The 25737-nt window shown below is 46.0% G+C and carries 24 protein-coding genes and 1 other RNA gene; 24 read left to right on the top strand and 1 reads right to left on the bottom strand.

Features of this window, described 5'->3' with window-relative positions; genetic code table 11:
* Positions 1 to 48: 48 nt before the first annotated feature.
* The 23 genes from rpsU to rnpB all read left to right on the top strand — a co-directional run bounded on the left by rpsU (position 49) and on the right by rnpB (position 22640).
* A complete protein-coding gene (rpsU, locus tag MKY23_RS19840; protein WP_005547957.1) occupies positions 49 to 222 on the top strand; it encodes a 30S ribosomal protein S21 in 174 nt (57 codons plus the stop codon).
* A gap of 15 nt (positions 223 to 237) precedes the next feature.
* Positions 238 to 681, top strand: a complete 444-nt coding sequence (locus MKY23_RS19835; protein WP_090914751.1) for a GatB/YqeY domain-containing protein — start codon at positions 238 to 240, stop codon at positions 679 to 681.
* Between the two features lie 432 nt (positions 682 to 1113).
* Positions 1114 to 2439, top strand: coding sequence for an NfeD family protein (locus tag MKY23_RS19830; protein ID WP_221789132.1), 1326 nt, complete (start codon positions 1114 to 1116; stop codon positions 2437 to 2439).
* A 162-nt stretch (positions 2440 to 2601) separates the two neighbouring features.
* The gene (gene floA, locus MKY23_RS19825; RefSeq protein WP_154888033.1) at positions 2602 to 3609 is read left to right on the top strand and encodes a flotillin-like protein FloA; all 1008 of its coding nucleotides are present in this window, start codon (positions 2602 to 2604) and stop codon (positions 3607 to 3609) included.
* 13 nt (positions 3610 to 3622) lie between these two features.
* Positions 3623 to 4198, top strand: a complete 576-nt coding sequence (locus MKY23_RS19820) for a hypothetical protein (RefSeq protein WP_221788930.1) — start codon at positions 3623 to 3625, stop codon at positions 4196 to 4198.
* Between the two features lie 204 nt (positions 4199 to 4402).
* Entirely contained in the window at positions 4403 to 4696 is a 294-nt protein-coding gene (gene yqfC / locus MKY23_RS19815; RefSeq protein ID WP_154888036.1) for a sporulation protein YqfC, read from the top strand.
* Positions 4693 to 5886, top strand: a complete 1194-nt coding sequence (yqfD, locus tag MKY23_RS19810; protein ID WP_154888038.1) for a sporulation protein YqfD — start codon at positions 4693 to 4695, stop codon at positions 5884 to 5886. Before yqfC ends, yqfD begins: the two co-directional genes overlap by 4 nt.
* A gap of 6 nt (positions 5887 to 5892) precedes the next feature.
* Complete coding sequence (locus tag MKY23_RS19805) at positions 5893 to 6864, top strand: PhoH family protein (protein WP_090914740.1); 972 nt, start codon at positions 5893 to 5895, stop codon at positions 6862 to 6864.
* A 16-nt stretch (positions 6865 to 6880) separates the two neighbouring features.
* Positions 6881 to 9130 (top strand): HDIG domain-containing metalloprotein, encoded by a 2250-nt coding sequence (locus MKY23_RS19800; protein WP_339839587.1) that lies wholly within the window; start codon positions 6881 to 6883, stop codon positions 9128 to 9130.
* Between the two features lie 33 nt (positions 9131 to 9163).
* A complete protein-coding gene (ybeY, locus tag MKY23_RS19795; RefSeq protein WP_154957785.1) occupies positions 9164 to 9661 on the top strand; it encodes an rRNA maturation RNase YbeY in 498 nt (165 codons plus the stop codon).
* The gene (locus MKY23_RS19790) at positions 9661 to 10038 is read left to right on the top strand and encodes a diacylglycerol kinase family protein (protein ID WP_090914734.1); all 378 of its coding nucleotides are present in this window, start codon (positions 9661 to 9663) and stop codon (positions 10036 to 10038) included. Before ybeY ends, MKY23_RS19790 begins: the two co-directional genes overlap by 1 nt.
* Before the next feature lie 557 nt (positions 10039 to 10595).
* Complete coding sequence (locus tag MKY23_RS19785) at positions 10596 to 11009, top strand: cytidine deaminase (RefSeq protein WP_090914732.1); 414 nt, start codon at positions 10596 to 10598, stop codon at positions 11007 to 11009.
* 32 nt (positions 11010 to 11041) lie between these two features.
* Entirely contained in the window at positions 11042 to 11941 is a 900-nt protein-coding gene (gene era, locus MKY23_RS19780) for a GTPase Era (protein WP_090914730.1), read from the top strand.
* A 126-nt stretch (positions 11942 to 12067) separates the two neighbouring features.
* Positions 12068 to 12208, top strand: a complete 141-nt coding sequence (locus MKY23_RS19775) for a YqzL family protein (protein WP_090914728.1) — start codon at positions 12068 to 12070, stop codon at positions 12206 to 12208.
* Positions 12209 to 12241: 33 nt separating this feature from the next.
* A complete protein-coding gene (gene recO / locus MKY23_RS19770; RefSeq protein ID WP_090914726.1) occupies positions 12242 to 12994 on the top strand; it encodes a DNA repair protein RecO in 753 nt (250 codons plus the stop codon).
* A 416-nt stretch (positions 12995 to 13410) separates the two neighbouring features.
* Positions 13411 to 14298 (top strand): glycine--tRNA ligase subunit alpha, encoded by an 888-nt coding sequence (gene glyQ / locus MKY23_RS19765; RefSeq protein ID WP_090914724.1) that lies wholly within the window; start codon positions 13411 to 13413, stop codon positions 14296 to 14298.
* Positions 14291 to 16366 (top strand): glycine--tRNA ligase subunit beta, encoded by a 2076-nt coding sequence (glyS, locus tag MKY23_RS19760; protein ID WP_339831608.1) that lies wholly within the window; start codon positions 14291 to 14293, stop codon positions 16364 to 16366. The genes glyQ and glyS overlap by 8 nt, the downstream gene beginning before the upstream one ends.
* Positions 16367 to 16572: 206 nt before the next feature.
* Positions 16573 to 17061, top strand: a complete 489-nt coding sequence (locus MKY23_RS19755; RefSeq protein ID WP_339831605.1) for a DUF188 domain-containing protein — start codon at positions 16573 to 16575, stop codon at positions 17059 to 17061.
* 47 nt (positions 17062 to 17108) lie between these two features.
* The gene (gene dnaG / locus MKY23_RS19750) at positions 17109 to 18929 is read left to right on the top strand and encodes a DNA primase (RefSeq protein ID WP_339831602.1); all 1821 of its coding nucleotides are present in this window, start codon (positions 17109 to 17111) and stop codon (positions 18927 to 18929) included.
* A gap of 45 nt (positions 18930 to 18974) precedes the next feature.
* On the top strand, positions 18975 to 20114 hold the full coding sequence (gene rpoD, locus MKY23_RS19745; protein WP_090914720.1) for an RNA polymerase sigma factor RpoD: 1140 nt from the start codon (positions 18975 to 18977) through the stop codon (positions 20112 to 20114).
* Positions 20115 to 20298: 184 nt separating this feature from the next.
* Positions 20299 to 21057, top strand: coding sequence for a class I SAM-dependent methyltransferase (locus MKY23_RS19740; protein ID WP_339831600.1), 759 nt, complete (start codon positions 20299 to 20301; stop codon positions 21055 to 21057).
* On the top strand, positions 21033 to 22148 hold the full coding sequence (locus MKY23_RS19735) for a Nif3-like dinuclear metal center hexameric protein (protein ID WP_339831598.1): 1116 nt from the start codon (positions 21033 to 21035) through the stop codon (positions 22146 to 22148). The genes MKY23_RS19740 and MKY23_RS19735 overlap by 25 nt, the downstream gene beginning before the upstream one ends.
* Before the next feature lie 82 nt (positions 22149 to 22230).
* Positions 22231 to 22640: RNase P RNA component class A (gene rnpB / locus MKY23_RS19730), an RNA gene on the top strand.
* 205 nt (positions 22641 to 22845) lie between these two features.
* Here the strand turns inward: rnpB and MKY23_RS19725 are convergent.
* Positions 22846 to 24075, bottom strand: a complete 1230-nt coding sequence (locus MKY23_RS19725; RefSeq protein WP_154983201.1) for a PLP-dependent aminotransferase family protein — start codon at positions 24073 to 24075, stop codon at positions 22846 to 22848.
* 111 nt (positions 24076 to 24186) lie between these two features.
* On the opposite strand from MKY23_RS19725, the gene MKY23_RS19720 reads away from it, so the two are divergent.
* Complete coding sequence (locus MKY23_RS19720; protein ID WP_339831594.1) at positions 24187 to 25707, top strand: PLP-dependent aminotransferase family protein; 1521 nt, start codon at positions 24187 to 24189, stop codon at positions 25705 to 25707.
* Positions 25708 to 25737 lie beyond the last annotated feature (30 nt).

Raw genomic sequence — 25737 nt, 5'->3', positions numbered from 1 at the left:
AACCGTGTTATTGCTCTTGGACGGTCTGGTCGGAGGGAGGGAAAACTGGTGTCTGAAACTAAAGTTCGCAAAAACGAGACTATTGATGCTGCACTTCGCCGTTTTAAACGTTCCATCGCTAAAGATGGCGTCTTGGCTGAGGTGAAGAAACGTAAGCATTATGAGAAGCCAAGCGTAAAGCGCAAGAAAAAGTCCGAGGCTGCTCGTAAGAGAAAGTTTTAGGAGGATTTTAACTACATGAATCTTAGCGAACGATTGAACGAAGATATGAAGCAAGCGATGAAGAGTAAGGACAAGTTCAGACTCTCCACCATTCGGTTGATTCGTTCGACGATCAAGAATCTTGAAATAGATTTGAAAAGAGATTTGGATGACAACGAAGTGCTTGATATCCTGAGTCGTGAAATCAAACAGCGCAAAGATGCCCTCCAAGAATTTGGCAAAGCAGGTCGCGAAGAACTCGCGGCAAATGCCGAAGCGGAAATTGAAATACTTATCCAGTATCTTCCTGCACAGCTTACCGAAGAAGAAATTAAAGTTATTGTACAGCAGACCATCCAGGAAACCGGTGCTTCTTCGAAAGCCGAGATGGGGAAAGTGATGGCGGCCCTTATGCCGAAAGTTAAAGGCAAAGCGGACGGCAAACTGGTTAATCAAGCAGTTCAACAATTTCTGCAATAAAGCAAATTCAATAAACACCTCCTGACTTGTCAGGGGGTGTTTTTTCATGCTCCATTCTATCTCTTCCTATCCCATCTCAGTTCATTACCTGTTCATCGACACGTGAGACTGCGGAATAGCTCTTTTGAGAGCGAGGTTTTAAAAAGATGGCAGATAAATAGTCATATAAAATTCTAAATAGGAGGCACTTTTATTTAGATTGCTCTTATCCACTTCTCATCGAATGTACATAAAGATTATAAATATTGGTTATAAAACATGATTTTGGATATATATTTCTTGCATTTGCTGGAGTATTCAAATATAATTTTAAGTTTTTGAAACGTAATGTTGCATTGTACGTAATAAATACCATAAGCTGGACAGTATAACATTATTGGAAAAGGGGGGACTAATGTGAGGGGAAAGCGCCGGAAGAAGCTTACGGGGTCAATGATGCTCTTGATGCTGCTGACGCTTTTACTTCCTGTCTGGATTGGAATACCGTCAGCACATGCAGCTGAGAAAAACGGCGCCGTATACGTAATTCCGGTGGATAAACCAATCGAGCAGGGATTAGGCAAATTCATGGAGCGTGGGTTCAAGGAAGCAGAGGAAATGAATGCTGGTTTGATCATTCTTGATATCAATACGCCTGGAGGCCGTGTGGATACTGCAGATGCGCTAGGCACGATGATTAAAGACAGCCCTATCGAAACGTTGGCATTTGTTCGGGGCGATGCTGCATCGGCAGGGAGTTTTCTTGCGCTAAATGCAGATAAGATCGTAATGTCACCAGGCAGCATGATTGGTGCTGCCGCCATGGTAGACAGCACAGGCAAACATGTTGACGATCCCAAGCTGGTTGCATTCTGGAAGAGCAAAATGCAAGGAGCGGCAGAGAAGAGCGGCCGTGATGGCGAGATCGCAGCTGGCATGACTGACGTCAATATGGTTGTAGAGATGCCGGAGATCAATAAAACCAAACAAAAAGGTGAAATTATTGCTCTCTCTGCTGAGGAAGCGCTGAAAGTGGGTTATGCAGACCATATCAGCAATACACCTGAAGAAGCAGCAACATGGCTTGGGTATAGTCAAGGAGATGTGTTCAAATTGGAACGCACTGCTGCAGAGAATATTTCTACCTTTTTGACCAATCCAATTGTGATGACCATACTGCTGTTCCTTGGTATTGCCGGTGTCATTATTGAACTGATTGTGCCTGGGTTTGGCGTTCCGGGAATCGTTGGGATTGTATGTTTTGTGCTTTATTTCTCTGGAAACTACATTGCGGGGTTTGCAGGGGCTGAGACATGGGTATTATTTACGGTCGGACTTGTCATGATGATTCTGGAGATGTTTATCCCGAGTTTTGGTATCCTGGGCATTTTGGGTTCCATTGCGCTGGTGGCCGGGGTTGTCAGGGCGGCTTACGACACAAGTGATGCATTCGTGTCCTTGGGAATTGCTTTTGGAGCTGCACTGGTCGTAATCGCAATTATCGCTGTAGTCTTTAAGGATCGAGGAATATGGAATCGATTCATATTAAGCGATAAGTTATCAGCTGATCGAGGATACTCCTCGGCGGCAGAGCGTAAAGAGCTGATCGGCTTGCAAGGCATCAGTCTGACACCTCTTCGTCCAGCAGGAACGGCGATGTTTGATGGTGAACGTGTCGATGTGGTCACAGATGGTGCATTTATTCCTGTGGATACACCCGTAATTGTCATCAAAGCGGAAGGTTCCCGGATTGTCGTACAACAGGCTTTGCCGGTGTAATTCTGCGTTTGCCGGAGTGATGATATCGCTTCGGCAAAGTACATAACCTTTTGCCAAGCTGCGGGCAATGTGGTGGAGTAATGTTTCAGCAGCGGATTAATCAGCGTCATTTCTGATGCTCTCTTTTACAAAAAACATATTGCAAACGGAGGAATTAAATCTATGGATCCAATGATCACGATTTTGCTCATCGCGGTGCTGGCTATTATCGTACTGAGCGTCTTTTTCAGCTTTTTCCCGGTTATGCTCTGGATTTCGGCCATTGCATCCGGCGTACGTGTAGGTATCATTACGCTGGTGGCGATGAGATTGAGACGTGTAACACCAAGTCGAATTGTTAACCCGTTGATCAAAGCAACAAAAGCAGGTCTTGGTTTAAATATTAACCAACTGGAAAGTCACTTCCTAGCTGGTGGTAACGTTGACCGCGTTGTTAATGCTTTGATTGCTGCGCAACGTGCAAACATTCCACTCGAATTCGAACGTGCTGCTGCGATTGACCTGGCAGGCCGTGACGTATTGCAAGCCGTGCAAATGAGTGTTAACCCACGTGTTATCGAAACACCAATCGTATCTGCCGTTGCCAAAGACGGTATCGAAGTTAAAGTTAGAGCACGAGTTACGGTTCGTGCCAACATTGATCGCCTCGTCGGTGGTGCTGGTGAAGAAACGATTATTGCTCGTGTCGGCGAAGGTATTGTAAGTACGAACGGTTCTTCGAACTCTCACAAAGATGTCTTGGAAAATCCGGATTTGATCTCTCGTACTGTATTGTCCAAAGGATTGGATGCAGGTACTGCATTTGAAATCCTGTCTATTGATATTGCGGACGTAGACGTAGGTAAAAACATTGGTGCCTTCTTGCAAACCGAGCAGGCGGAAGCAGATAAACGTATTGCGCAAGCAAAAGCGGAAGAGCGTCGTGCGATGGCCGTAGCACAAGAACAAGAGATGAAAGCGCGCGTTGTTGAGATGAGAGCGCGTGTCGTTGAGTCCGAGTCCCAAGTACCACTCGCCATGTCCGAAGCGCTTCGTAGTGGCAAAATTGGCGTAATGGACTATATGAACCTGAAAAACATTGAAGCGGATACTCAGATGCGTAACACTTTGGGGAAACCTGCTGAAAGTTCGAATTCCAATGATCAGGGTGATTCCAAAAACGGAAGATAGGCGGTGAATGTAAATGAGCCTATTTGAATGGATATTTAACAATCTCTATGTTGTAGCAGTTATTGCTTTTGCCCTCTTTTCATTCCTCGGAAAGCTTGGGAAGTCTGCAAAACCGAATCAGAAGCGTCCTGGTAACGGGATGCCCACATTTGGCGGTGGCGAAGATGCGAATCGTCGCTCAGAAAATGACTCTCAGCAACAGTCATCCAGACCGGATGAACGCCGTTATGAGGAGCAATATGATGAGCGTTACGACGAACGGTATGACCAGCCGTACTCTGAACCAGCAACATCCTCTAGTCCAGGAGATGAGTTTAGAGGTGACCAATCACTGGATAGCATGCGGAGTTCGGTAGATGAGCAGATGAGATTGATGGAAGAGCAGCAACGTATGATACAGGACAGACTGAATCGTATTTCTTCAGCGACTTCTCCATCTGTATCGAATTCAAGTATAGAAGAGGCAGATACAACGGATTCAGTGCCCTCTCTTCTTCGTCAAGAGGAGATTCGTACGGGAGTGCTTTGGGCGGAGGTACTGGGTTCTCCTCGTTCGAAGCAACCTTTTGGAACGAGAGGGAAGTTGTAAAAGTAAGTGAGAATAAAGACGATAAGCGATTCGCCCGTTTTAAAATAGAACGAAGCCTTTTCTGGGAGCATAAAGCCTCCAGAAAAGGCTTTTTTCGTATGCCTTTATTTTCAGCAAAATATGTACGTAACCGCTCACCAATTCTTCATAATTTCCTGAATTTGCGCATAAGTTGAACTGTAGAGGAAGGGGGAAGACCTTCGAATGACCCGGATCAGCCGCAAGCTGCGCAGATGGACCAGTGAGGTGCTGGATCTGCCGCAGGATGTGCTTTATGATATGCCACGGTTAACCCTGATCGGCAGTAAGCAACTGTATATAGAGAATCATCGCGGTGTCATCCATTTCACGCCGGATCGCATCGTACTGGCTCTTTCACAAGGTCAATTGGAGATTAGAGGTAACGCTTTGGTCATACGTAACATTTTGCCAGATGAAGTAGCTATAGAAGGTACGATTCTGGATATTCATATGAATGGAGTGGAGGGGAACGGATGAAGCAGCCTAGTCTGTATAAATTGCGTGGAGCCGTGCGGATCAAAGTGACAGGCGGAGATATCGAGACATTAATTAATACGATAACGGAGCAGAGACTGAGTGTATGGGATCTACGTGCACAGGATGGACGTCAGGCGGAGATGAGCATTTTGCTTCCGCATTTTTTCAGACTGCGTCCTATTGTAAAAGGGACAGGCTGCAGAGTGAAAATTATGCACCGTAGCGGTTTTCCTTTTTTTCTGGCTCGTCTGTTTCGCAGAAAGTTTTTTGTAGGGGGCATGCTGTTCTTTGTAGCGGCATTATTTGCGCTATCGTCTATGATCTGGAATGTAGAAGTGAAAGGGAATGTAACGATTCCGACAGACGAAGTGCTGGCCGCGGCTAAAAAAGAAGGCATCTACCCCTTTCAATGGGGGTTTCGAATGAAAAGTCAGGACAAGCTCTCCAGACAGCTGGCGCTGGCATTGCCCGATGTGACCTGGATTGGCGTAACGAAAGAGGGGACAAGGGTTACGATCCAGGTCGTTGAGTCAGCACAGCCTAAGCGCGAGCCTCTACTGAATCCAAGACATCTCATCAGTAAATCAGATGCGGTGGTCACTCAGATCTATGCTGAACAAGGACGTCCCGTAGTACAGAAGAACGCGCGTGTAAAGAAAGGACAAGTGCTGATCTCAGGCATTCTGGGTGATGAGGAAAATACAAAAACGATTGTTGCCAAAGGCGAAGTCCGGGGTATGGTCTGGCGGGAATATGATATACAGGTTCCCTTGATTCAGAAACATCAGACGATGACTGGAGAAAGCAAAGAGCGGTTTTACGTGGTGCTGGGAGATTGGGCAATTCAATTATGGGGGTACGGAAAAACTCCTTTTAGTTCATATGACACGGATACGTATCACAAACCTCTGACCTGGCGTTCATTTACCTTGCCGATGGGATGGATGACGGAAAAGGATATGGAAACGAATTTCCATCAGGAAGAGCAAGGTGTGGATTGGGCTAAAACGAAGGGATTGGAAGGGGCAAGAAATGATATTTTAGCCAAAAACGGTAAAGGCACAAAAATTTTAAGTGAAAAAATTTTGCATGAGAAGAAAGAGAATGGTAAAGTTTATATGAAAGTATTATTTGAAGTGGAAGAAAGCATCGCGGAAGAACTTCCGTTAGTCCATAGTCAAGGAGAATGAGGATATTTGTCAGAGCAAACACGCAGTATACAAATCTCGCTCCAAAGTGCGGGAGAGGGGCAATCTCTGTTTGGACCCCAAGATATTTTTCTGAAACTGATTGAATCCGAGATTCCAGCCCAGATCGCTTCACGCGAAGCAGAGATTAATATCTTTGGTACTGTGCAACAGGTGGAATCACTTGAACAACTATTTGATGTATTACTGCAATTGATTCGCAATGGGTATGTGTTGACTGAAAGAGATGTCCAATATGCGATAGAGCTTGCTAAAGATTTGCGTGCGGATCAGCTGCTGGATCTGTTTAAAGGTGAAATTACGACGACATACCGTGGTAAACCAATTCGTGTAAAAACGATTGGACAGAAACATTACGTAACCACGATTAAAAAACGGGATATTGTATTCGGGATTGGTCCTGCCGGAACCGGTAAAACGTATCTGGCTGTTGTGCTGGCTGTAGCCGCTCTCAAAGAGGGTAGTGCCAAACGCATTGTGCTTACACGGCCTGCGGTCGAAGCGGGCGAAAGTCTGGGTTTCCTGCCAGGTGATCTGCAGGAGAAAGTAGATCCGTACCTAAGACCTCTGTATGACGCTCTATACGACGTTATGGGACAAGAACAGACGGCTAAGGCTCTAGAACGCGGATTAATTGAAATCGCTCCCCTGGCCTATATGCGTGGGCGTACGCTCGATGATTCCTTTATCATTCTGGATGAGGCACAGAACACAACGCCTGAACAGATGAAAATGTTTTTAACCCGTCTTGGGTTTGGTTCCAAGATGGTCATCACCGGAGATGTGACACAGATTGATTTACCGCGTGGCAAAAAATCAGGACTTGTGGAAGCGAGTACGATCCTGGGTGAAGTTCAGGAAATTGGATTCGTGCATTTCGCCGAACAGGATGTCGTGCGTCACTCCCTCGTCCAGAAAATCATTGTGGCTTACAACCACGCCGCAGAAAATCAAGCATAGAAAGGGATTGTCTAAAGTGACCTCGAAAGAAATGTCAAAAGGCAAATCTTTTCAAAATAGAGCGACAGGATGGAAGTATAGCGTGTGGGCGCGCTATCTTCTCTTTTTGTTTTTAGTGATCCTCTTTTACGTGAGTCTTTCTTCCAAACTGTTACCTGAGCGCTACGACATTCAGGAAGGCACTCGCAGTGAGGTAGACATTGTTGCGCCAATGCAGATTCCGAATAACAAGGCTACACTGAAAGCACAGGAAGAAGCGGCCGAACGTGTGCAGCCAATATATCAGATCGTGCAGATGCGTAACGAAAACCTGATGACAACGCTACTGGATCGCATTGACCGTTTGAATCAGGACGACCAGATCTCAAGCCAGGATAAGATTGATATCTATCGGGATGAGATCCCGCAACGTCAGAAAGACTTTGTGTCTAACTATATTAATAACAATCGGAAAACAGGTACATACTCCGACACTTTACTGGAAGAGATCCGAAACGTCGTACAGGAACAAAGTTACCGTATTCCTGAAGAAACGTATATCAAAATCTCACGTCTGACTTCAGATGATATTCAGGAAATGAAACCTGTTGCACGAGACATTGTGGCGAGATTGATGACAGATCAGGTTAGCGAGGCTACAACTGCACGGGCGAAAGTGGCGGAGATGGTCAGCGCAAGCTCGCTTAGCAAACGTACGCAGCGTGAAGTGGTACAAGAACTTACGCGGCTGGTGGTAACGGCTAACCGTTTCTATGATGAAGAGGGTACCAAGGAAGCGAAGGTCCAAGCTCGTGAGAATACACCGACGGTGTTTATCAAGCAAGGGGACGCGCTTGTATCTAAAGGGGAGATGATTACCCCTGAAATGTATGCGCTGCTTAATGAAAATGATTTGCTGAAAAACGAAGTCAACTACTGGCCGCAGCTGGGATTGCTTTTGTTCTCCTGTATGCTGTCGGCAGCGATTTTAATGTTTATTCAGCAAGGCAGTGGAACACATTTCAAATATAATAATGCCCAACTGCTTATGCTTGTTCTCATCTTTATTATTTCAATTGTTGTCATGCATGTGACAGCCTTAATTCAGACCAATGAACGACCATTTATTGGGTTTCTAGCACCGGTGGCTGTCGGAGCGATGCTGATCGCGCTATTACTGGATACATCCCTTGCATTTGTGTGCTCGATTCTTATCGGTATGCTGTCCAGCATTATTTTGAATACACACCAGGGTCAGCTTTTTGACTTTGAACTTGGCTTCTTTGCAGTTGTCGTTTCGTTTGTGGCAATTTTTGCAACGCACCGAGCGAGCCAGCGGTCAACCATCTTAAAAGGAGCTATCATGGTCTGTCTGTTCGGATCTCTGGCTGTCTTTACACTGGCTTTAATTGATACAGGGGACTGGAACAGAACAACAACGCTGTACGGCATCGGATACGCATTTGCAGGCGGGGTACTGACAGCTATTCTGGTTATCGGGCTGATGCCGTTTTTTGAAACGTCGTTTGGCATTCTATCCGCACTTAAACTGGTTGAGCTTTCGAATCCGAATCATCCATTACTTCGCAAGCTGCTTACAGAGACACCGGGTACGTATCACCATAGCGTTATGGTTGGCAATCTATCCGAAGCGGCTGCCGAGGCTATAGGTGCCAATGGATTGCTCTGTCGCGTAGGGTCGTATTATCATGATATCGGGAAGACCAAGCGGCCTATCTATTTTATTGAGAACCAAAACAACATGGAGAATCCGCATGATTCGATTGATCCCAAACTAAGTAAGTCCATTATCGTTGCGCATGCGCGGGATGGCGTTGAGATGCAGAAGGACTATAAGCTACCGAAGCCGATACGGGATATTGCCGAACAACATCATGGTACTACATTCCTCCATTACTTCTACCACAAGGCGCTGCGTCAGGCGGAAGAAGCGGGGATTGAACCGGATTTCACGGATGAAGATTTTCGTTATCCGGGACCGAAAGCACAATCGAAGGAGTCTGCTATTGTAGGGATTGCCGACAGTGTTGAAGCGGCCGTTCGTTCGTTACGCAAGCCTACGGTGGAGCAGGTAGAGTCTATGATTGAAAAAATTATCAAAGGTCGCCTGGATGATCATCAGTTTAACGATTGTGACCTTACGATGCGTGAGCTGGATATCGTGGCCAAAACATTAAAGGAAACGGTCATGGGCATTTTCCACTCCAGAATCGAGTATCCGGAAGAGATCAAGAAACCTAAACCGACCGCACCTGAAGCCGGTTAATCAATATTACGAGCAGACAGGAGTTATGAAAGAATGAGTCTTAACCTCGCATGGAATAATGAACAACAGGATAAAGAAATTACAGAACCGATGATCGCGATGCTGGAGCAATTGTTGACTCTCGCAGGTGAAGCTGAAGGAATCACGGAAGGAGAAGTTGCGCTCACGTTTGTTGATGATGAGCAGATTCACGAACTGAACCGTGATTATCGTGGTATCGACCGTCCTACAGACGTATTGTCTTTTGCGATGAACGAATCGGTGGATGAAGAGCTCGACATTATTTACGAGCTTGATGAGGACGAGGAAATGGAAGAAATGCCAGATGTCCTTGGAGACATCATCATTTCTGTTCCGCGGACGATATTGCAGAGTGAGGAGTATGGACACTCTTTTGAGCGTGAGCTTGGATTCCTGTTTGTTCATGGTTTCTTGCATCTCCTTGGTTATGACCATCAGGATGAAGCAAGTGAGGCAGAGATGATGGGCAAACAGGAAGCTGTTCTTGCTCAAGCCGGGTTGACACGATAATGAAGAGGCGCTCCTGGGGTCTTGTATTTCTCAACGCTCTGGAAGGAATTGCTTACGGCTTGCGTACGCAGCGGAATGTTAGAGTTCACACAGGAGTAGCTATTTTGATGTGCGCAGCCGGATTTTTTTTCCACATCTCCAGAACGGACTGGATGTTTGTGTTGACAGCTGTATTTATGGTGCTGGTCACTGAATTGATGAACACAGCCGTAGAAGCCGCGGTTGATTTGGCCCAGCCTGATATTCATCCGCTCGCAAAAGCGGCAAAAGACACCGCGGCTGGAGCAGTTTTACTGGCTGCGGTGTTCGCTGTGATCATAGGATGTATTGTTTTTCTCAAACCAGTGCTTGCTTGGTTGAGAGTTTTGTTGGGATAACAGCGATCGGAAGGTTATTCTGTCATCGGAGTGCCCCAGTGTAATCTTAAGGTTTGAATGTTTTAATTGCACACCACCAATAAAAGTGTGCTTCTGCTTTTAAGTTGGTTTCCTAGAGATTACACGATAACGGAGAGGACAGAAAAAACCTGGAGAAGCGAAGCGCTCGCCTTTATCCTCGGATTTTCACTTTGGAAAAAGTGATCGAAAAAATCCGAGGATAACAGCGATCGGAAGGTTATTCTGTCATCGAAGTGACCCACTGTAATCAAATGGTTTAAAGTTTAATTGCACACCACCAATAAGGTGTGCCTCTGCCTTTAAGTTGGTTTCCCAGAGATTACACGATAACGGAGAGGACAGAAAAAACCTGAAGAAGCGAAGCGCTCGCCTTTATCATCGGATTTTCACTTTGGGAAAAGTGATTGAAAAAATCCGGGGATAACAGCGATCGAAAGGTTATTCTGTCATCGGAGTGACCCACTGTAATCAAATGGTTTTAATCAACTTAACTCAAGAGCGCACCTTTACACACACCCTAAGGGAGAGAAAAATAAATGGACAATGGTTTGTTAATGCAGGAAGCAATAAAGGCACGTACAAAGGCGTACACGCCATATTCCCATTTTGGGGTAGGCGCAGCTTTGCTGGATAGCGAAGGACATGTGCACCATGGTTGCAACATTGAAAATGCAGCATATACACCGGGTAATTGTGCTGAGCGTACCGCGATGTTCAGTGCTATTGCCGGGGGGCATAAGCCACGCAGTTTCAAAGCGATGGCTATCGTGGGAGATACCGAAGGGCCGATTGCCCCTTGTGGTGTATGTCGTCAAGTGATGTATGAATTGTGTGAACCAGACATGAAAGTCATTTTGGGTAATTTAAAAGGTGACTTGTTAGAAACAACAGTTGCTGAATTGCTACCATGGGCGTTTGGTCCCTCAGATCTGAACTCTGCCAAAAAATAAAATTTCAGGCCTAGGCGCCTGAGGAGGAACATATGAAAAAACAAGCATTTAAATCCGGATTCGTTGCAATTATTGGACGTCCTAACGTGGGTAAGTCTACTTTAATGAATCAGGTGATTGGCCAGAAAATTGCAATTATGTCTGACAAGCCGCAAACCACGCGTAACAAAATTCATGGGGTTTACACATCCGAAGAACAACAAATCGTATTCCTGGACACGCCGGGTATTCACAAACGTCAATCCAAGCTCGGGGATTACATGAATGAAACAGCATTGAACACACTTGGTGAGGTTGAAGCTGCCTTATTCCTGATCGATGCATCTGAAGGTATGGGGGGCGGAGATCGATACATTGCGGAACAACTGAAAAGTGTACGGACACCTGTCATTTTGGTCATGAATAAAATCGACAAAATTGCACCGGAGGCGTTGCTGCCACTGATTGAGGAATATCGCAAACTGCATGATTTTGCAGAAATTGTGCCTGTCTCAGCTATGCTTGGTAGCAATGTGAGCACGCTACTGGAGCAAATCGGTAAGTACTTGCCGGAAGGGCCTCAGTACTACCCTGAAGACCAAGTGACGGATCACCCTGAGCAGTTTGTCTGCGCAGAGCTTATTCGTGAGAAAATTTTGCAAATGACACGTGAAGAAGTGCCTCACTCCATTGCCGTGACGATAGAAGATATGAAAGTTCAGGATAATGGTGTCGTTTATATATCCGCAGTCATCTTTGTAGAACGTGATTCACAAAAAGGGATCATTATCGGCAAGCAAGGGGCGTTGCTCAAAGAAGTAGGTAAGCGTGCTCGTCAAGATATCCAAAATCTGCTTGGCTCCAGAATTTTTATGGATCTGTGGGTTAAAGTGAAAAAAGACTGGAGAAATCAGGATCGCGTTTTGCGTGACCTTGGTTTCGGACGAGAGTAGTCGTTACTACGTAATGTAATATCAGCTTAATGTTTATCCATTAATTGCAACACATAGTTTTCCTTGCAGGACTCCATCCTATCGGGTATAACCAGACGTCATTTCCGAAGAGAGGATGAATTTCCGATGCGGGATTTTTCATGGAAGGTATTTTCAATGACAGGGGATGTAGAATCCTATTTGTTATATACCGAGACGTGTAACTCGTCAGGACAGGAGTCAGACACTGCAAGGGAAGTGAGTGAAGATGAAGAAGCGAAAGAATAAAGAGCTGATTCAGGAATGGTTAGGTGACGAGGCATGTTATATAGGGTGGAAGGCATTGTCATCCGCAGCATGGACTACGGTGAGGGAAATAAAATTGTAACGCTTTGCACTGAAAGTGGTGGAAAAGCGGGTGTACTCGTTCGGGGTGCCAAAAAGCCCAAAAGTCGGCATGCTGCACTGGTGCAGCCCTTTACTTATGGTCAATATGTTTATTTTCGCAACACAGGTCTCGGTACACTGAATGCTGGAGAAATTATCGAATCCAATCATGAGCTCAGGGAAGATTTGGTGAAGGCGGCTTATGCTTCCTATGCATGTGAACTGCTCGATCGAGTGCTTCAGGATGAAGAGACGGGAGCGTTTTGGTTCAAGCAACTAAAAGCCTGTTTGCAGGCTTTGAAAGAAGATAAAGATCCGTTAGTCATTATAAGTCTGTATGAGATGAAAATATTACAGGCAGCTGGTTACGGACCACAGCTGGATGAGTGTATCTCGTGCAACCAAGAGCGGCCGGATGAGCAGTTATTTATCAGCCCCAGACTTGGTGGTGTCTTATGCAGGGCATGTAAACATTTTGATCCGCCAGCGATGTCCGTTAGTCCAAAGACTTTAAAGTTGCTTCGGTTGTTTGTACAGCTGGATCTACAGCGGTTGGGAAATATATCGGTAAGTGACTCTACCCGTAATGAAATTAAAAAAATAATGCGTGCCTTCATGGATCACCAGTTAGGTTTGCATCTCAAGTCCCGTTCTTTCCTGGATCAAATGGAAAAGTACGGGATTTGAACTGTGGTCACACTTGAAAATAGTTATTGACTTCATCTTTAAATTTATATATTATGAAATATAAATTCTCTTTTTGGAGACATGCATTGAACGAGAAAGTAGGAAACTCGATTTAAAATATGATTGATACACGTATGAGCTGATAATTTGCTTGTGCATCAATGATAAGCGAGTCAGGGATGGTGAGAGCCTGATTGAATCGGTTTGTGAACAGGGCACTCGGGAGCATGAATGGACACGGAAAAGTGGGCCGGGATCAGACAAGGATTTGTTTGACTCAGGCCAAGTAGGGTGGAACCGCGGGAATAGCTCTCGTCCCTACGTCTGTACATCAGGCGTAGTGGGGCGAGGGCTATTTATTATTGCCTGCACACCTCCTATGCTTGCTAACAAACTACCCGAAAAGGAGCATGATTATGAATTTTCAGCAGATGATCTTGACGCTGCAACAATTCTGGGCCGAGCATAACTGTATTATCGTTCAGCCATATGATACGGAAAAAGGGGCAGGCACGATGAACCCGATGACCTTTTTACGTTCACTTGGACCAGAGCCTTGGAAAGTGGCTTATGTTGAGCCTTCCCGCCGTCCATCCGATGGACGTTATGGCGAGAACCCTAACCGGTTGTATCAGCATCACCAGTTCCAGGTCATTATCAAGCCTTCTCCGGATAATATCCAGGAAATCTACTTGGAAAGTTTGAATCGTCTGGGAATTGATCCGCTCAAGCATGATATCCGGTTTGTTGAAGACAACTGGGAGAACCCTTCGCTTGGTTGTGCAGGTCTTGGTTGGGAAGTGTGGCTTGACGGGATGGAGATTACGCAATTTACGTATTTCCAGCAGGTCGGTGGAATCGAAACGAATCCAGTAGCAGTGGAGATCACGTATGGTATGGAGCGTCTTGCTTCTTACATACAGGAAAAAGAAAATGTATTTGATCTTGAATGGGTCGAAGGTATTGCCTATGGCGACGTATTCCGTCAACCTGAATATGAGCATTCCAAGTATACATTTGAAATCTCTGACGTAAAGATGCTATTTACCCTTTTTAATATGTATGAAGAAGAAGCGAACAAAGCGATGGCACAGCACTTGGTATTCCCGGCATATGACTATGTGTTGAAGTGTTCCCATACGTTCAACTTGCTCGATGCGCGCGGGGCGATCAGTGTTACAGAACGCACAGGGTACATTACCCGTGTCCGCAACCTTGCTCGTCAAGTGGCAGCAACATATGTGGAAGAGCGTGAGAAGCTGGGCTTCCCGCTAATCAAGAAAGGGGGAGCCGAGAATGTCTAAGGATCTGTTGTTTGAGATTGGTCTGGAAGAAGTGCCTGCTCGTTTTATGCGCGCAGCTATCGCACAACTTCAGGAACGCATTGTGAAATGGCTTGATTCATCCCGTATTGCCTATGGTGAAGTGCAGGCTTACGCGACACCACGCCGTCTAGCCGTTCTGATTCAGAACGTAGCCGACAAACAGGAAGATGTGGAAGAAGAGGTAAAGGGGCCTTCCCGCAAAATAGCGCTGGATGACAGCGGTAACTGGAGCAAAGCAGCACTCGGATTTGCACGCAGTCAAGGTGTTGAGCCTGATCAATTTACCTTCAAAGAACTGAACGGTGTTGAATACATTTATGCAACGAAAAGTAGCAAAGGTGTAGAGACAGCATCCGTTATTGGCGAAGGTTTGTTATCCGTATTACACGCAATGACTTTCCCGAAATTTATGCGCTGGGCGTCCTACGATTTCAAATTTGTTCGTCCTATTCGCTGGATTGTTGCATTGTTTGGCACGGAAGTGATTGATCTTGAAGTAACGGGTGTAAAAGCGGGTAACGTAACTCGTGGGCATCGTTTCCTGGGCAATGAAGCTGTGGTATCTGAGCCTTCGGTGTACGTAGATGTGCTTCGTGCTCAGCATGTCATTGCAGATATTTCTGAACGTGAGCAGATGATTGTATCCCAGATTGAGGCGCTGGCTGCCGAGAAAAACTGGAATATTGCAATCAAAGAAGATTTGCTTGAAGAGGTACTATTCCTTGTCGAAACACCAACCGTACTGTTTGGTACATTTGATTCCTCGTTCTTGAACATTCCGCAGGAAGTTTTGATTACTTCAATGCGTGAGCATCAACGTTACTTCCCTGTGTTGAATCAGGAAGGTCAGCTGTTGCCTTACTTTGTTACGGTTCGTAACGGGGGCGCTGATTCCCTTGATGTTATCGCCAAAGGAAACGAGAAGGTGCTGCGTGCCCGTCTGTCAGATGCAAAATTCTTTTATGAGGAAGATCAGAAGCTGGAGATTAAGGACGCATTGTCCAAACTTGAAAGCATCGTATTCCAAGAAGAACTTGGCACAGTGGGAGATAAGGTTCGCCGCATTCGCAAAATTGCTGACAGCCTGGCTACGAAATTGCAAGTATCTGGTGATGTGGCTGAATCGGTTAGCCGGTCCGCAGATATCTGCAAGTTCGATCTGGTTACGCTGATGGTTGGCGAATTCCCTGAGTTGCAAGGTGTGATGGGTGAGGATTACGCTCATAAAGCTGGTGAAAAAGAAGAAGTTGCTAAGGCTGTATTCGAGCATTATCAACCTCGTTTTGCTGGTGATCAATCTCCTGCATCTCTTGTGGGTGCGATTGTTAGTGCGGCAGATAAAATGGATACAATTGTAGGATGTTTCTCTATTAATATTATTCCTACAGGTTCTCAGGATCCGTACGCACTTCGACGCCAGGCAGCAGGTATTGTACAAATTTTGCTGGATCATCAACTTCCGCTGACCTTGTCTGATGTCTTCGGCGCAGCACTTGAAGTTCACGCTCAGATGAATCTGTTGAAACGTGCAGATGCAGAGGTGCGTAAAGATTTACAGGACTTCTTCGCATTGCGTGTGAAAAAATTGCTGTCGGAAACGGTTCGTTATGACGTTGTTGATGCAGTGATTGCTTCCGGATTCGATGATATTAGTGCAATCGTTCCTAAAGGTGAAGCGTTGATGAAAGCCGTACTGGAAGCGGAAGAATTCAAAACAACACTGGAATCGTTCAACCGTGTAGGAAACTTGGCTAGCAAAGCATCGAACGCTTCGGTACATCCTGAACTATTTGTAGAAGATGGAGAGCGTCAGCTATTTGATGCCTGGAATCAAACGAACGAAACCTATCGCGATGCATTGTCCAAACATAACGCTTCAGAAGCTTTGGCTATCGCTTCAGCATGGAAGGAAGCCATCACGGTGTTCTTTGATTCTGTTATGGTCATGGCCGAAGATGAAGCGGTACGTGCGAATCGACTGGCTCTTCTTGCTGCCATAGATCAAGATTTGAAAGGCTTTGCTGATTTCTCCAAACTGGTTGGATAAGTACTGCAGTTCAATGATTATCTTTGTACAATTCAGCAAAACATAAATACAGTATTAAAGAACGAAATATGAGGGTATAAATATACGGAACGGGTTGCTCAATGATTTGGACAACCGCTCCGTATTTTTAGCCTCTGTTTTTTCTCCATTAGACTCAGAAGGATTTTCAATGACTGAGGTCGTATATTACAATATGCAGATATTTTATGAAACCGGGTGGTATAGGTTTGAGTGAATTGAATATACGTCACATCGTAGTTGATGGAGATGCTTGCCCGGTCAAGACGGAGATCGCTAACACTGCACGTCTCTTTCAGGTTCCTGTATTACTTGTTTCTTCCTTTGATCATTTGTTGCAAGGAGGGGAAGGTGTACGAACCGTGCAAGTGGATCGTAGTGATCAGAGCGCAGATCTGTACATCGCGAATCATATTAAGCCATATGATGTGGTTATTACGCAGGATTATGGACTCGCGGCGCTGGCTCTTGGCAAACGTTGTTATGTTTTATCTTTTAGAGGCCGAGAATTTAACGATCGAGATATTGATTTTATGCTCGATTCCCGCCATACTGCGGCCAAAGCTAGGCGCAGAGGGCATTATGGGAAAGGCCCAAAACCCTTTACAGAGCATGATCGAGAAATTTTTCAACATAAACTGACAAAACTTTTGAAAGATTTGCAGGAGAATGTGTAAGTTTATCGAATTATATTTACGTGTTAGAAGAGATGAAGGTGGCCGAGATGAGTACCGGACAAGGCGGAATACCCGAAAGTATTATTGAATCGGTATTGCAACAGCATGATATCGTCGATACGGTAAGCCGATTTGTGCATCTGACCAAGCAGGGGAAATATATGAAAGGCCTCTGCCCTTTTCATTCCGAGAAGACGCCTTCGTTCACCGTTACACCTGAGAAACAGATTTTCTATTGCTACGGTTGCGGCACGGGCGGAAATGCCATCAAATTTAGGATGGAAATCGAAGGGTTATCCTTTCCCGAGGCTGTCAAAACGATGGCAGAAGAAAGTCATATCTCCATGGGTGACTGGCAGGGTCGTGAATCTGCTCATGTAAATCCGGAGACGGCACGTCTGCTGGAAGCTTATGAGCTTACCTCGAAGCTGTATCATTTTCTGTTGAAAAATACAGAGCATGGCAAAGTGGCCATGGAATATTTACGCTCGCGAGGTATTGGTGACAAATTGATTGATCAGTTCCAGATTGGTTATGCGCCAAATCGTTGGGACACGCTCGTACAATTTCTGGAGAAGCGCACTTATCCACTCGATGAGATGGAACGAGGCGGACTTCTGTCAGAACGAAGTGAAGGTCAAGGATATGTGGACAAGTTCAGAGATCGAATCATGTTTCCGATCCATGGTAGAAGTGGCAAGCCGATTGCATTTGCAGGGCGGATCTTGGGGGATGGACAGCCGAAATATTTGAACTCGCCAGAAACCAGGTTGTTCAACAAAGGCCGTGTTCTCTACAATCTGCACCAAGCTAAAAATGCAATACGGAAACAGAGACAGGTCATTTTGTTTGAAGGCTACGGTGATGTGATCTCCGCGTGGGATCAGGACGTTCAGAATGGTGTCGCAGCCATGGGAACGGCGCTTACGGAGAATCAGGCTTTAATGATCAAGGGCATGTGTGATGAGGTTATCCTCTGTTATGACGGCGACCGAGCCGGACAGGCTGCCGCAATGAAAAACTTCCCCATTTTGGAGGAGGCTGGATTGCAGGTTAAGGTGGCACTCATTCCTGATGGACTTGATCCAGATGATTTTATTCGCAAGCACGGCGGTGAACGATTCCGTAACCAGATTGTTGATGGCGCCGTAACAACTACAAAATTTAAGCTTATAAACCTCAAGAAAAACCATATACTGCTAGAAGGCGGCGGACAAATCGCTTATTCCAAAGAAGCAGTGAAATTGATTGCTCCCTTGTCCTCACCAACAGAGCGTGAAGTGTATCTTCGTGAACTTGCTGCTGAAGTCGATGTATCTTTCGAAACATTGAAGCAAGAATGTAACGAGGAACGGGAAGCGATGAAAAATAACGAGGATTATGGGGATAATAACCCGAAAAGGTGGAATAATGGTAGGCAACAAAATAGGCAGGTGCCTACACCCAATCTGTTGCCGGCATACCATGCTGCTGAGCGCAAACTGATTGCCTGGATGTTACAGGATGATGAAGCAGCTCAGTATGTAAATGAACATCTTGGCGAAGCTTTTAACTTGGATGATCATGCAGCAATTGCTGCTTATCTATATGCCTATTATGCACAGGGCAAACCGCCGGATACAAGTCGTTTTATGTCTTCGTTGCATGATGATCGTCTGGAAAAGACGGTCAGCTCAATCTCGATGATGGATGGCCCGGGTGAATGGAGCGTCCAAGTGCTCGATGATTGCATCAGGGAAGTGTTGAAGTATCCGCGCAAAAAACAGTACGATTTAAAAAAGGAAGAAATGATTGCTGCAGAGCGGGCAGGTGATTCTGTACGCGCGGCACAAATTGCACTTGAGATGATTGCCCTAGAGAGACAGTGAACGTCTGGATGACTTGGATGTTTCTAGGGAGGAGGGAGTCGAGTTATGGCGAATGATCAGCATACTGAACTAGAAACAGAATTGACACTGGATCAGGTTAAAGATCAATTGATTGAATCAGGTAAGAAAAGAGCTTCACTCAACTATAAGGAAATTATTGAGAAACTTTCTCCGTTTGAGCAGGATGCAGAGCAAATGGATGAGTTTTACGAACAACTCAGTGACCTCGGTATTGATGTTGTTAACGAAAATGATGAAGAGGTAACCCTTCGTCCTAGCGAGGATTCCGAAAATGGCGGCAGAGATGGCGACGATGAGTTCCACTTTGACGATGATCTGAGCTTGCCACCTGGAATCAAAATTAATGACCCTGTACGGATGTACCTGAAGGAGATCGGACGTGTACCTTTGTTGTCAGCTGATGACGAGGTGCAACTCGCAAAACGGATTGAAAACGGGGATGAAGAAGCGAAGCGCCGTCTGGCTGAAGCGAACCTTCGTCTCGTTGTAAGTATTGCTAAACGTTATGTAGGACGCGGAATGCTGTTCCTTGATCTGATTCAGGAAGGTAACATGGGTCTGATTAAAGCGGTAGAGAAGTTTGACCATAAAAAGGGTTACAAGTTCAGTACGTATGCGACATGGTGGATTCGTCAGGCGATTACACGTGCAATTGCTGACCAAGCACGTACGATCCGTATCCCTGTGCACATGGTAGAAACAATTAATAAGCTGATTCGGGTATCCCGTCAACTATTGCAAGAACTTGGACGCGAACCGACTCCTGAAGAAATCGCTGCGGAGATGGATCTAAGCGTAGAAAAAGTGCGTGAGATTACAAAAATTGCTCAAGAACCGGTTTCCTTGGAAACACCAATTGGTGAAGAAGACGATTCCCATCTGGGTGATTTCATCGAGGACCAGGAAGCATTGGCTCCAGCAGATGCTGCTGCCTATGAGCTTTTGAAAGAGCAACTAGAAGATGTTCTGGACACATTGACGGAGCGTGAAGAAAATGTTCTTCGTCTGCGTTTTGGTCTGGACGATGGACGTACGAGAACACTTGAAGAAGTTGGAAAAGTTTTTGGTGTTACTCGTGAGCGTATTCGTCAGATTGAAGCCAAGGCTCTTCGTAAATTGCGTCACCCGAGTCGAAGCAAACGACTTAAGGATTTCCTCGAATAATTAAACTATGGGAGACTTTCTGCGAGACGCTTTGGCGGCGGCGGGGTCTCCTTTCGTTTTAATTTGAACGGTTAGATTTCTTTCTTTTGGAAATTCATCCTTGAAATGTTTGATTGGATTTTATTTTATCGCTTTTCTTTACGCAATGCAAATCAATAAATTAAATGAATGGTGTAGGTGCCCCATGAAACTTTCGAATCGATTACAACAAATACATGACCAAATTCCTGAAGGTAGTCGGCTGGCGGATATTGGATCAGACCATGCTTTACTACCCGTCGCTGCAATCCGTAGTGGACAAGCGGTGAGTGCAATAGCTGGGGAAGTCAATCCGGGTCCTTATGATGCGGCTTCTAAACAGGTCAGTGATGCCGGACTTCAATCGCAAATCACGGTACGTCGTGGAGATGGTCTCGATGTCATTACTGCTGGAGAGGTTGATGTAATTACCATTGCTGGCATGGGCGGCGCACTGATCGCCTCCATTTTAGATCGGGGAATCTCCAAACTGGAAGGTGTGCAGCTTCTGATTCTGCAACCCAATGTAGGCGAGGATATTTTGCGACGCTGGCTACTTCAGCATCAATGGGTTGTCGTGGCTGAGCAACTTCTTGAAGAGGATGGCAAGATTTATGAAATTATTACCGCAATGCCGCAAGGGAGCAGCCCAATCACGAATGAAGAGGTATATCGTGCTCGCCCGTTACAGGGTGACGTGGAGTTAACTGAAGATTTGCTACTGCGTATGGGGCCGTACTTGGTGGACCGTGCAACAGACGTATTTTTTGCCAAATGGGAAAGTGAGATACTTAAATTACAGAGTGTGGTACAGTCCATCTCCAAGTCCGATCAGGATTCTTCCAGGGACAAAGCAGCAGAGGTGGAACAGCTTATCATGAGTTTGAAGGAGGTATTGGCATGTTTGCCAAAGGTCAAACCGTAATTCAATTTATGGAGCAACTTGCTCCTAAACATCTGGCAGTACCCGACGACCGTATTGGCTTGCAGCTGGGAAGTCTGCAAAAGGACATTACCCATGTGCTTGTAGCGCTGGATGTCACGAATGAGGTTGTGGATGAAGCAATTCGGATCGGAGCCAATCTGATTATTGCCCATCATGCGATTATTTTCCGTCCCGTAAAATCACTCAGCACCGATACGCCTATGGGCAAATTGTATGAAAAGCTGATCAAGCATGACATCGCGGTTTACATCAGTCATACGAATCTCGACGTGGCTGAAGGTGGTATCAATGACTGGATGGCTGAGGCGCTTGGCATTGAGAGCAAGGAAGCGCTCGAGGATGTGCACACAGATCAGTTGTACAAGCTGGCGGTATTTGTGCCTAGGACGCATCATGAGCAGGTACTGCAGGCGATTTTGGAAGCTGGAGCAGGTAGTATCGGTCAATATAATAAATGCAGTTTTAGCACCGAAGGAACAGGCACATTTGTACCTGGTGAAGGGACTCAGCCTTTTATCGGATCACAGGGGCAGATGGAACGTGTGGAAGAAATGCGGATTGAAACGGTTGTACCTCAAAGTTTGCGGGGCAAGGTCATTCAGGCGATGTTACAAGCGCATCCCTATGAAGAAGTGGCATATGACCTTTATGCAATGGATTTAAAAGGGCGTACACTTGGCCTAGGACGTCTTGGACCTCTTCGGGAATCTAAAACACTTGGCGAGCTGGTAGAGGTCGTGAAAGCCCAATTAAATGTGCCTCATGTGCGCGTTGTCGGTGATTTGAACAAAAGAATCAAGAAAGCGGCTGTGCTAGGCGGCTCGGGTAGTCGTTATGTGCTCACTGCACGTTTCAAGGGTGCGGATGTCATTGTAACCGGAGATATTGATTACCACACGGCACATGACGCGTTAATGGCAGGGATGTGCATTATTGATCCGGGTCATAACACGGAGAAGATCATGAAACCGAAAACAGCAGATTGGCTTCGTGGCCGACTAGCGGATCAGCGATACGAGACACAGGTCACTGCATCTGAGGTGGATACTGAAGTATTTCGTTTCTTGTAAAAGAGAGCATGTAGCCTGATTTCCATTAATATTTAGCTTGTGTGGGACAGCAAATGCCTGTATACTATGTAATGTTGTTCGGAAAGCTTGACAGACAATCGCTGGTGGCCTTTGTTGCCACGAGAGGAAAGTCCGGGCTCCACAGGGCAGGATGCTGGATAACGTCCAGTCAGCGCGAGTTGAAGGATAGTGCCACAGAAATGGACCGCCGATGGCCGGGTTTCCCGGCACAGGCAAGGATGGAACCGAGGTGTAAGAGACCCCGAGGAACGCTGGTGACTTCGTTCCTGGTAAACCCCATCTGGAGCAAGACCTAATGGGACACGGTCCCCTCTTTGGAGGAGACAGCCTTAGCCCGAGGTGTGTCTAGGTTGGTCGCTTGAGCTGTGTAGCAATGCATGGCCTAGATAGATGATTGTCGCTTCTGGTGGGAGGGTAGTTCCCGTTTGAACCACGAAGAGTACAGAACCCGGCTTACGGTAAGCTTTCCTAACTGCAACAACAACTTTTAAAATGAAATGTTCCTGTTCACGACGGGACAGGTTATATAAAATAAGGCAGCAGATTCGGATTAACGAATTTGCCGCCTTATTTTTTTGTTTTTAAAGAAAACCGCCTATCCCATATATGGAATAAGCGGTCAACTGTTATGGTGATCAATTACAGATGATTACAGTTTTCATGCTTTACCGATCAGTTACATGGTAACGACATGGTCTGATTGATTGGAAGCATGCCAGCGCTGAATCGCGCGATCCATTCGCTCCACGGCCTCAGGAAGAAGTTCAGGGTCAGTATGAGTAAAGTTGATACGCATCCGGTTAAGCTCTGGCGTGCCGGCATAGAAGGAATCTCCAGGCACGATGCACACTTTTTCCTGAATGCCATAAGTAAATAGATTGCTGGCGAGCATACCTTCAGGTAATTGTAGCCATAGGAACATTCCGCCTTGTGGGGAGTTCCATGTAATGCCATTCCAGGATTTAGAAGCCATGAGCGTGGTTAGCTTTTTCATGCGCTCTTCATAGTCCTGAGAGATGTGGCGAATGTGGCCATCCAAATCAAAGGTCTCAAGCAAGGCATGGAGTGCCCGCTGATCAATGCTACTCGAATGCAAATCTGCGCCTTGTTTGGCCCGAGCAGCGATTTTGACAATGTCGGGAGCAGCCAGAATCCAGCCTGTACGAAGACCTGGGGCTACTGTTTTGGAAAAGGTGCTGGTGTAAATCACGTTAGATGGTCCTTCATAGGAAGCGGCATCGAGTGCAGCGAGAGCGGGTACGTCCAGCTGTTCCGGGTTAAAGCGGATTTCGCCATAAGGGTCATCTTCCAGAATAAGTACACCATATTTACGGCACAAATCTACGGCTTGTTGTCTTCTTTCCCGTGACCAAACTTTTCCTGTCGGATTGGAGAACGTAGGGTTAATGTAGACGAGTTTAGGACGATGCAACTGAAGCTGTTCCTCGAGTGATTCAGGCAACATGCCGTGATCATCACAAGCGACTCCATGAGATACTCCTTGATAGGATTGAATGACTTGCAAGGCGGCTAGATAAGTGGGTGATTCCACGAGCACGCGATCACCGGGATCTAAAAGGATTCGGCAGATGAGATCAATTGATTGCTGTGACCCAGTAGTCAAAAGCATATGATCAGGTGAGGCCGGAAGTCCTTTCGATTCCAGACGCTCGGCGATTTTGACACGAAGAGGACGGTAACCTTCCGTTTCAGCATATTGAAGAGCGGCTGATCCGCTCATAAATACTTTTTCATACGCCAGGCGTATAGCTTCCAGTGGAAATGAAGTCTGTGCTGGCAATCCACCAGCAAGTGATATCATTCCAGGTGCCTGAGCAGCCTGCAACATGTCGCGAACGACAGAGGACGGGGTGTTTTGTGCCATTTTAGACCAAGGTGTACTCATATTATTCTCATCTCCTGTTATTCACTGTTATACTGATATTATAAACTATATTAGACGTAGCGCACTATAACAGTAAAACAACGATCATAACAGTTAGGGGGATGAGTAGACATGCATATTGAGCTTAAAAGGGGAAGCAGTACCAAATTATATATGCAGATTGCTCTGACCATTGCAGATCGTATCCGCTCAGGTTTGATTGAACCGGGAACGAGGTTGCCATCTGTTCGTAAGATGACCGCTGATTTAGGCGTTAGTTTGGTAACTGTAACTAAAGCATATGCGGAACTGGAGGCTATACAACTCGTTCGTTGCTCTCAGGGAAAAGGCTGTTATGTAAGGGGAACAGAGCCTTCGGATCAAATGTCCAGAGAAGCAGTTGCCCATAGCAAAATGAGCACCAGCGATTCCGGTGTTTCGTTGAACTGGCAGATGACACTGGTAGATTATTTACCCAGAGCACAACTGTGGAGACATTTTGACGCATCCCCTCAAGTCCGATATGAACTGCATATGTCAGCGATTCAGCCTGAGTTATTACCTACGCGTGATATTATCAATAGCGCCTATCACTTGTCCTCAGATCATGCAGAGCGCATGGCGGCCTATGGATCATTTCAGGGGGATTGGGAACTAAGACAGACTTTTGCAACACATTTTGCTTCTCGCGGACTGCAAGTTACGCCTGAAAGAATGTTAATTACAAGCGGAGCACAGCAGGGGATTGATCTGGTAGCTCGTACATTTATCGGTCCTGGAGATGTCGTATATATGGAGGCACCAACGTATACAGGGGCTATAGATGTGTTCACGAGTCGAGGAGCCAAAATCATTACCGTTCCTATGGACAATGAAGGTATGCGTATCGATCTGCTTACCCGCTTGTGTGATACATATCCGCCCAAGCTAATCTATACGATCCCTACATATCACAATCCGACAGGTGTGACGATGAGTACTCAGAGACGGGCCCAATTGCTAAATATCGCACAAAGCTATCACTGCCTCATTCTGGAAGATGATCCGTTTGCAGATTTATACTTTCGTGAGCCGCCACCGGCTTCGATTAAGTCCATGGATAGTGCGGGGCATGTGGTTTACATTAAAAGTTTCAGCAAAGTACTCTCCCCCGGTTGCCGTGTAGCTTGTGCTATAGCCGATGGAAGTGTGCTTACCCGGCTTGTGGCCGCGAAGTCTACGGCCGATCTTGGGAGTCCGTTATTAACTCAAAAAGCACTTCAAGCTTATATTCAGGAACAGTATGACACTTACGTTTATCAGCTCCGAGAAGAACTCTACTCGCGCTTGTGTGTTGCCTCAGAGGTGCTCGAGCAGTATGCAACGAACGAGATGCAGTGGCGTCTTCCTGAGGGGGGGCTTAATTTATGGCTCGAATTGCAGGGGAATATGGATATGCATGAACTGCATCGGCAGTCCCTCGCTGCTGGCGTGTCTTTTTTGCCTGGTTCAGCCTGTTATGTTGCGGAAAGTGACACAACGAGTTTACGGATATGTTTCACTGTGACGAGTAGTGAAGCGCTGAAGCAAGGGCTTCGAATTCTGTGTACTGTCATTGAGAGGGTCTCATCACAACATGCTGGGGCAACGGCGGACAGGCTACCGCTCATTTAATTTTTAAGAATATGGACATCCATCCATACC

The organism is Paenibacillus sp. FSL R7-0272 (assembly GCF_037969905.1).
Classification (GTDB): Bacteria; Bacillota; Bacilli; order Paenibacillales; family Paenibacillaceae; genus Paenibacillus; species Paenibacillus polysaccharolyticus.
The sequence above is the reverse complement of the archived record's forward strand: the minus strand, read 5'-3'. Positions and strand labels throughout refer to the sequence as shown.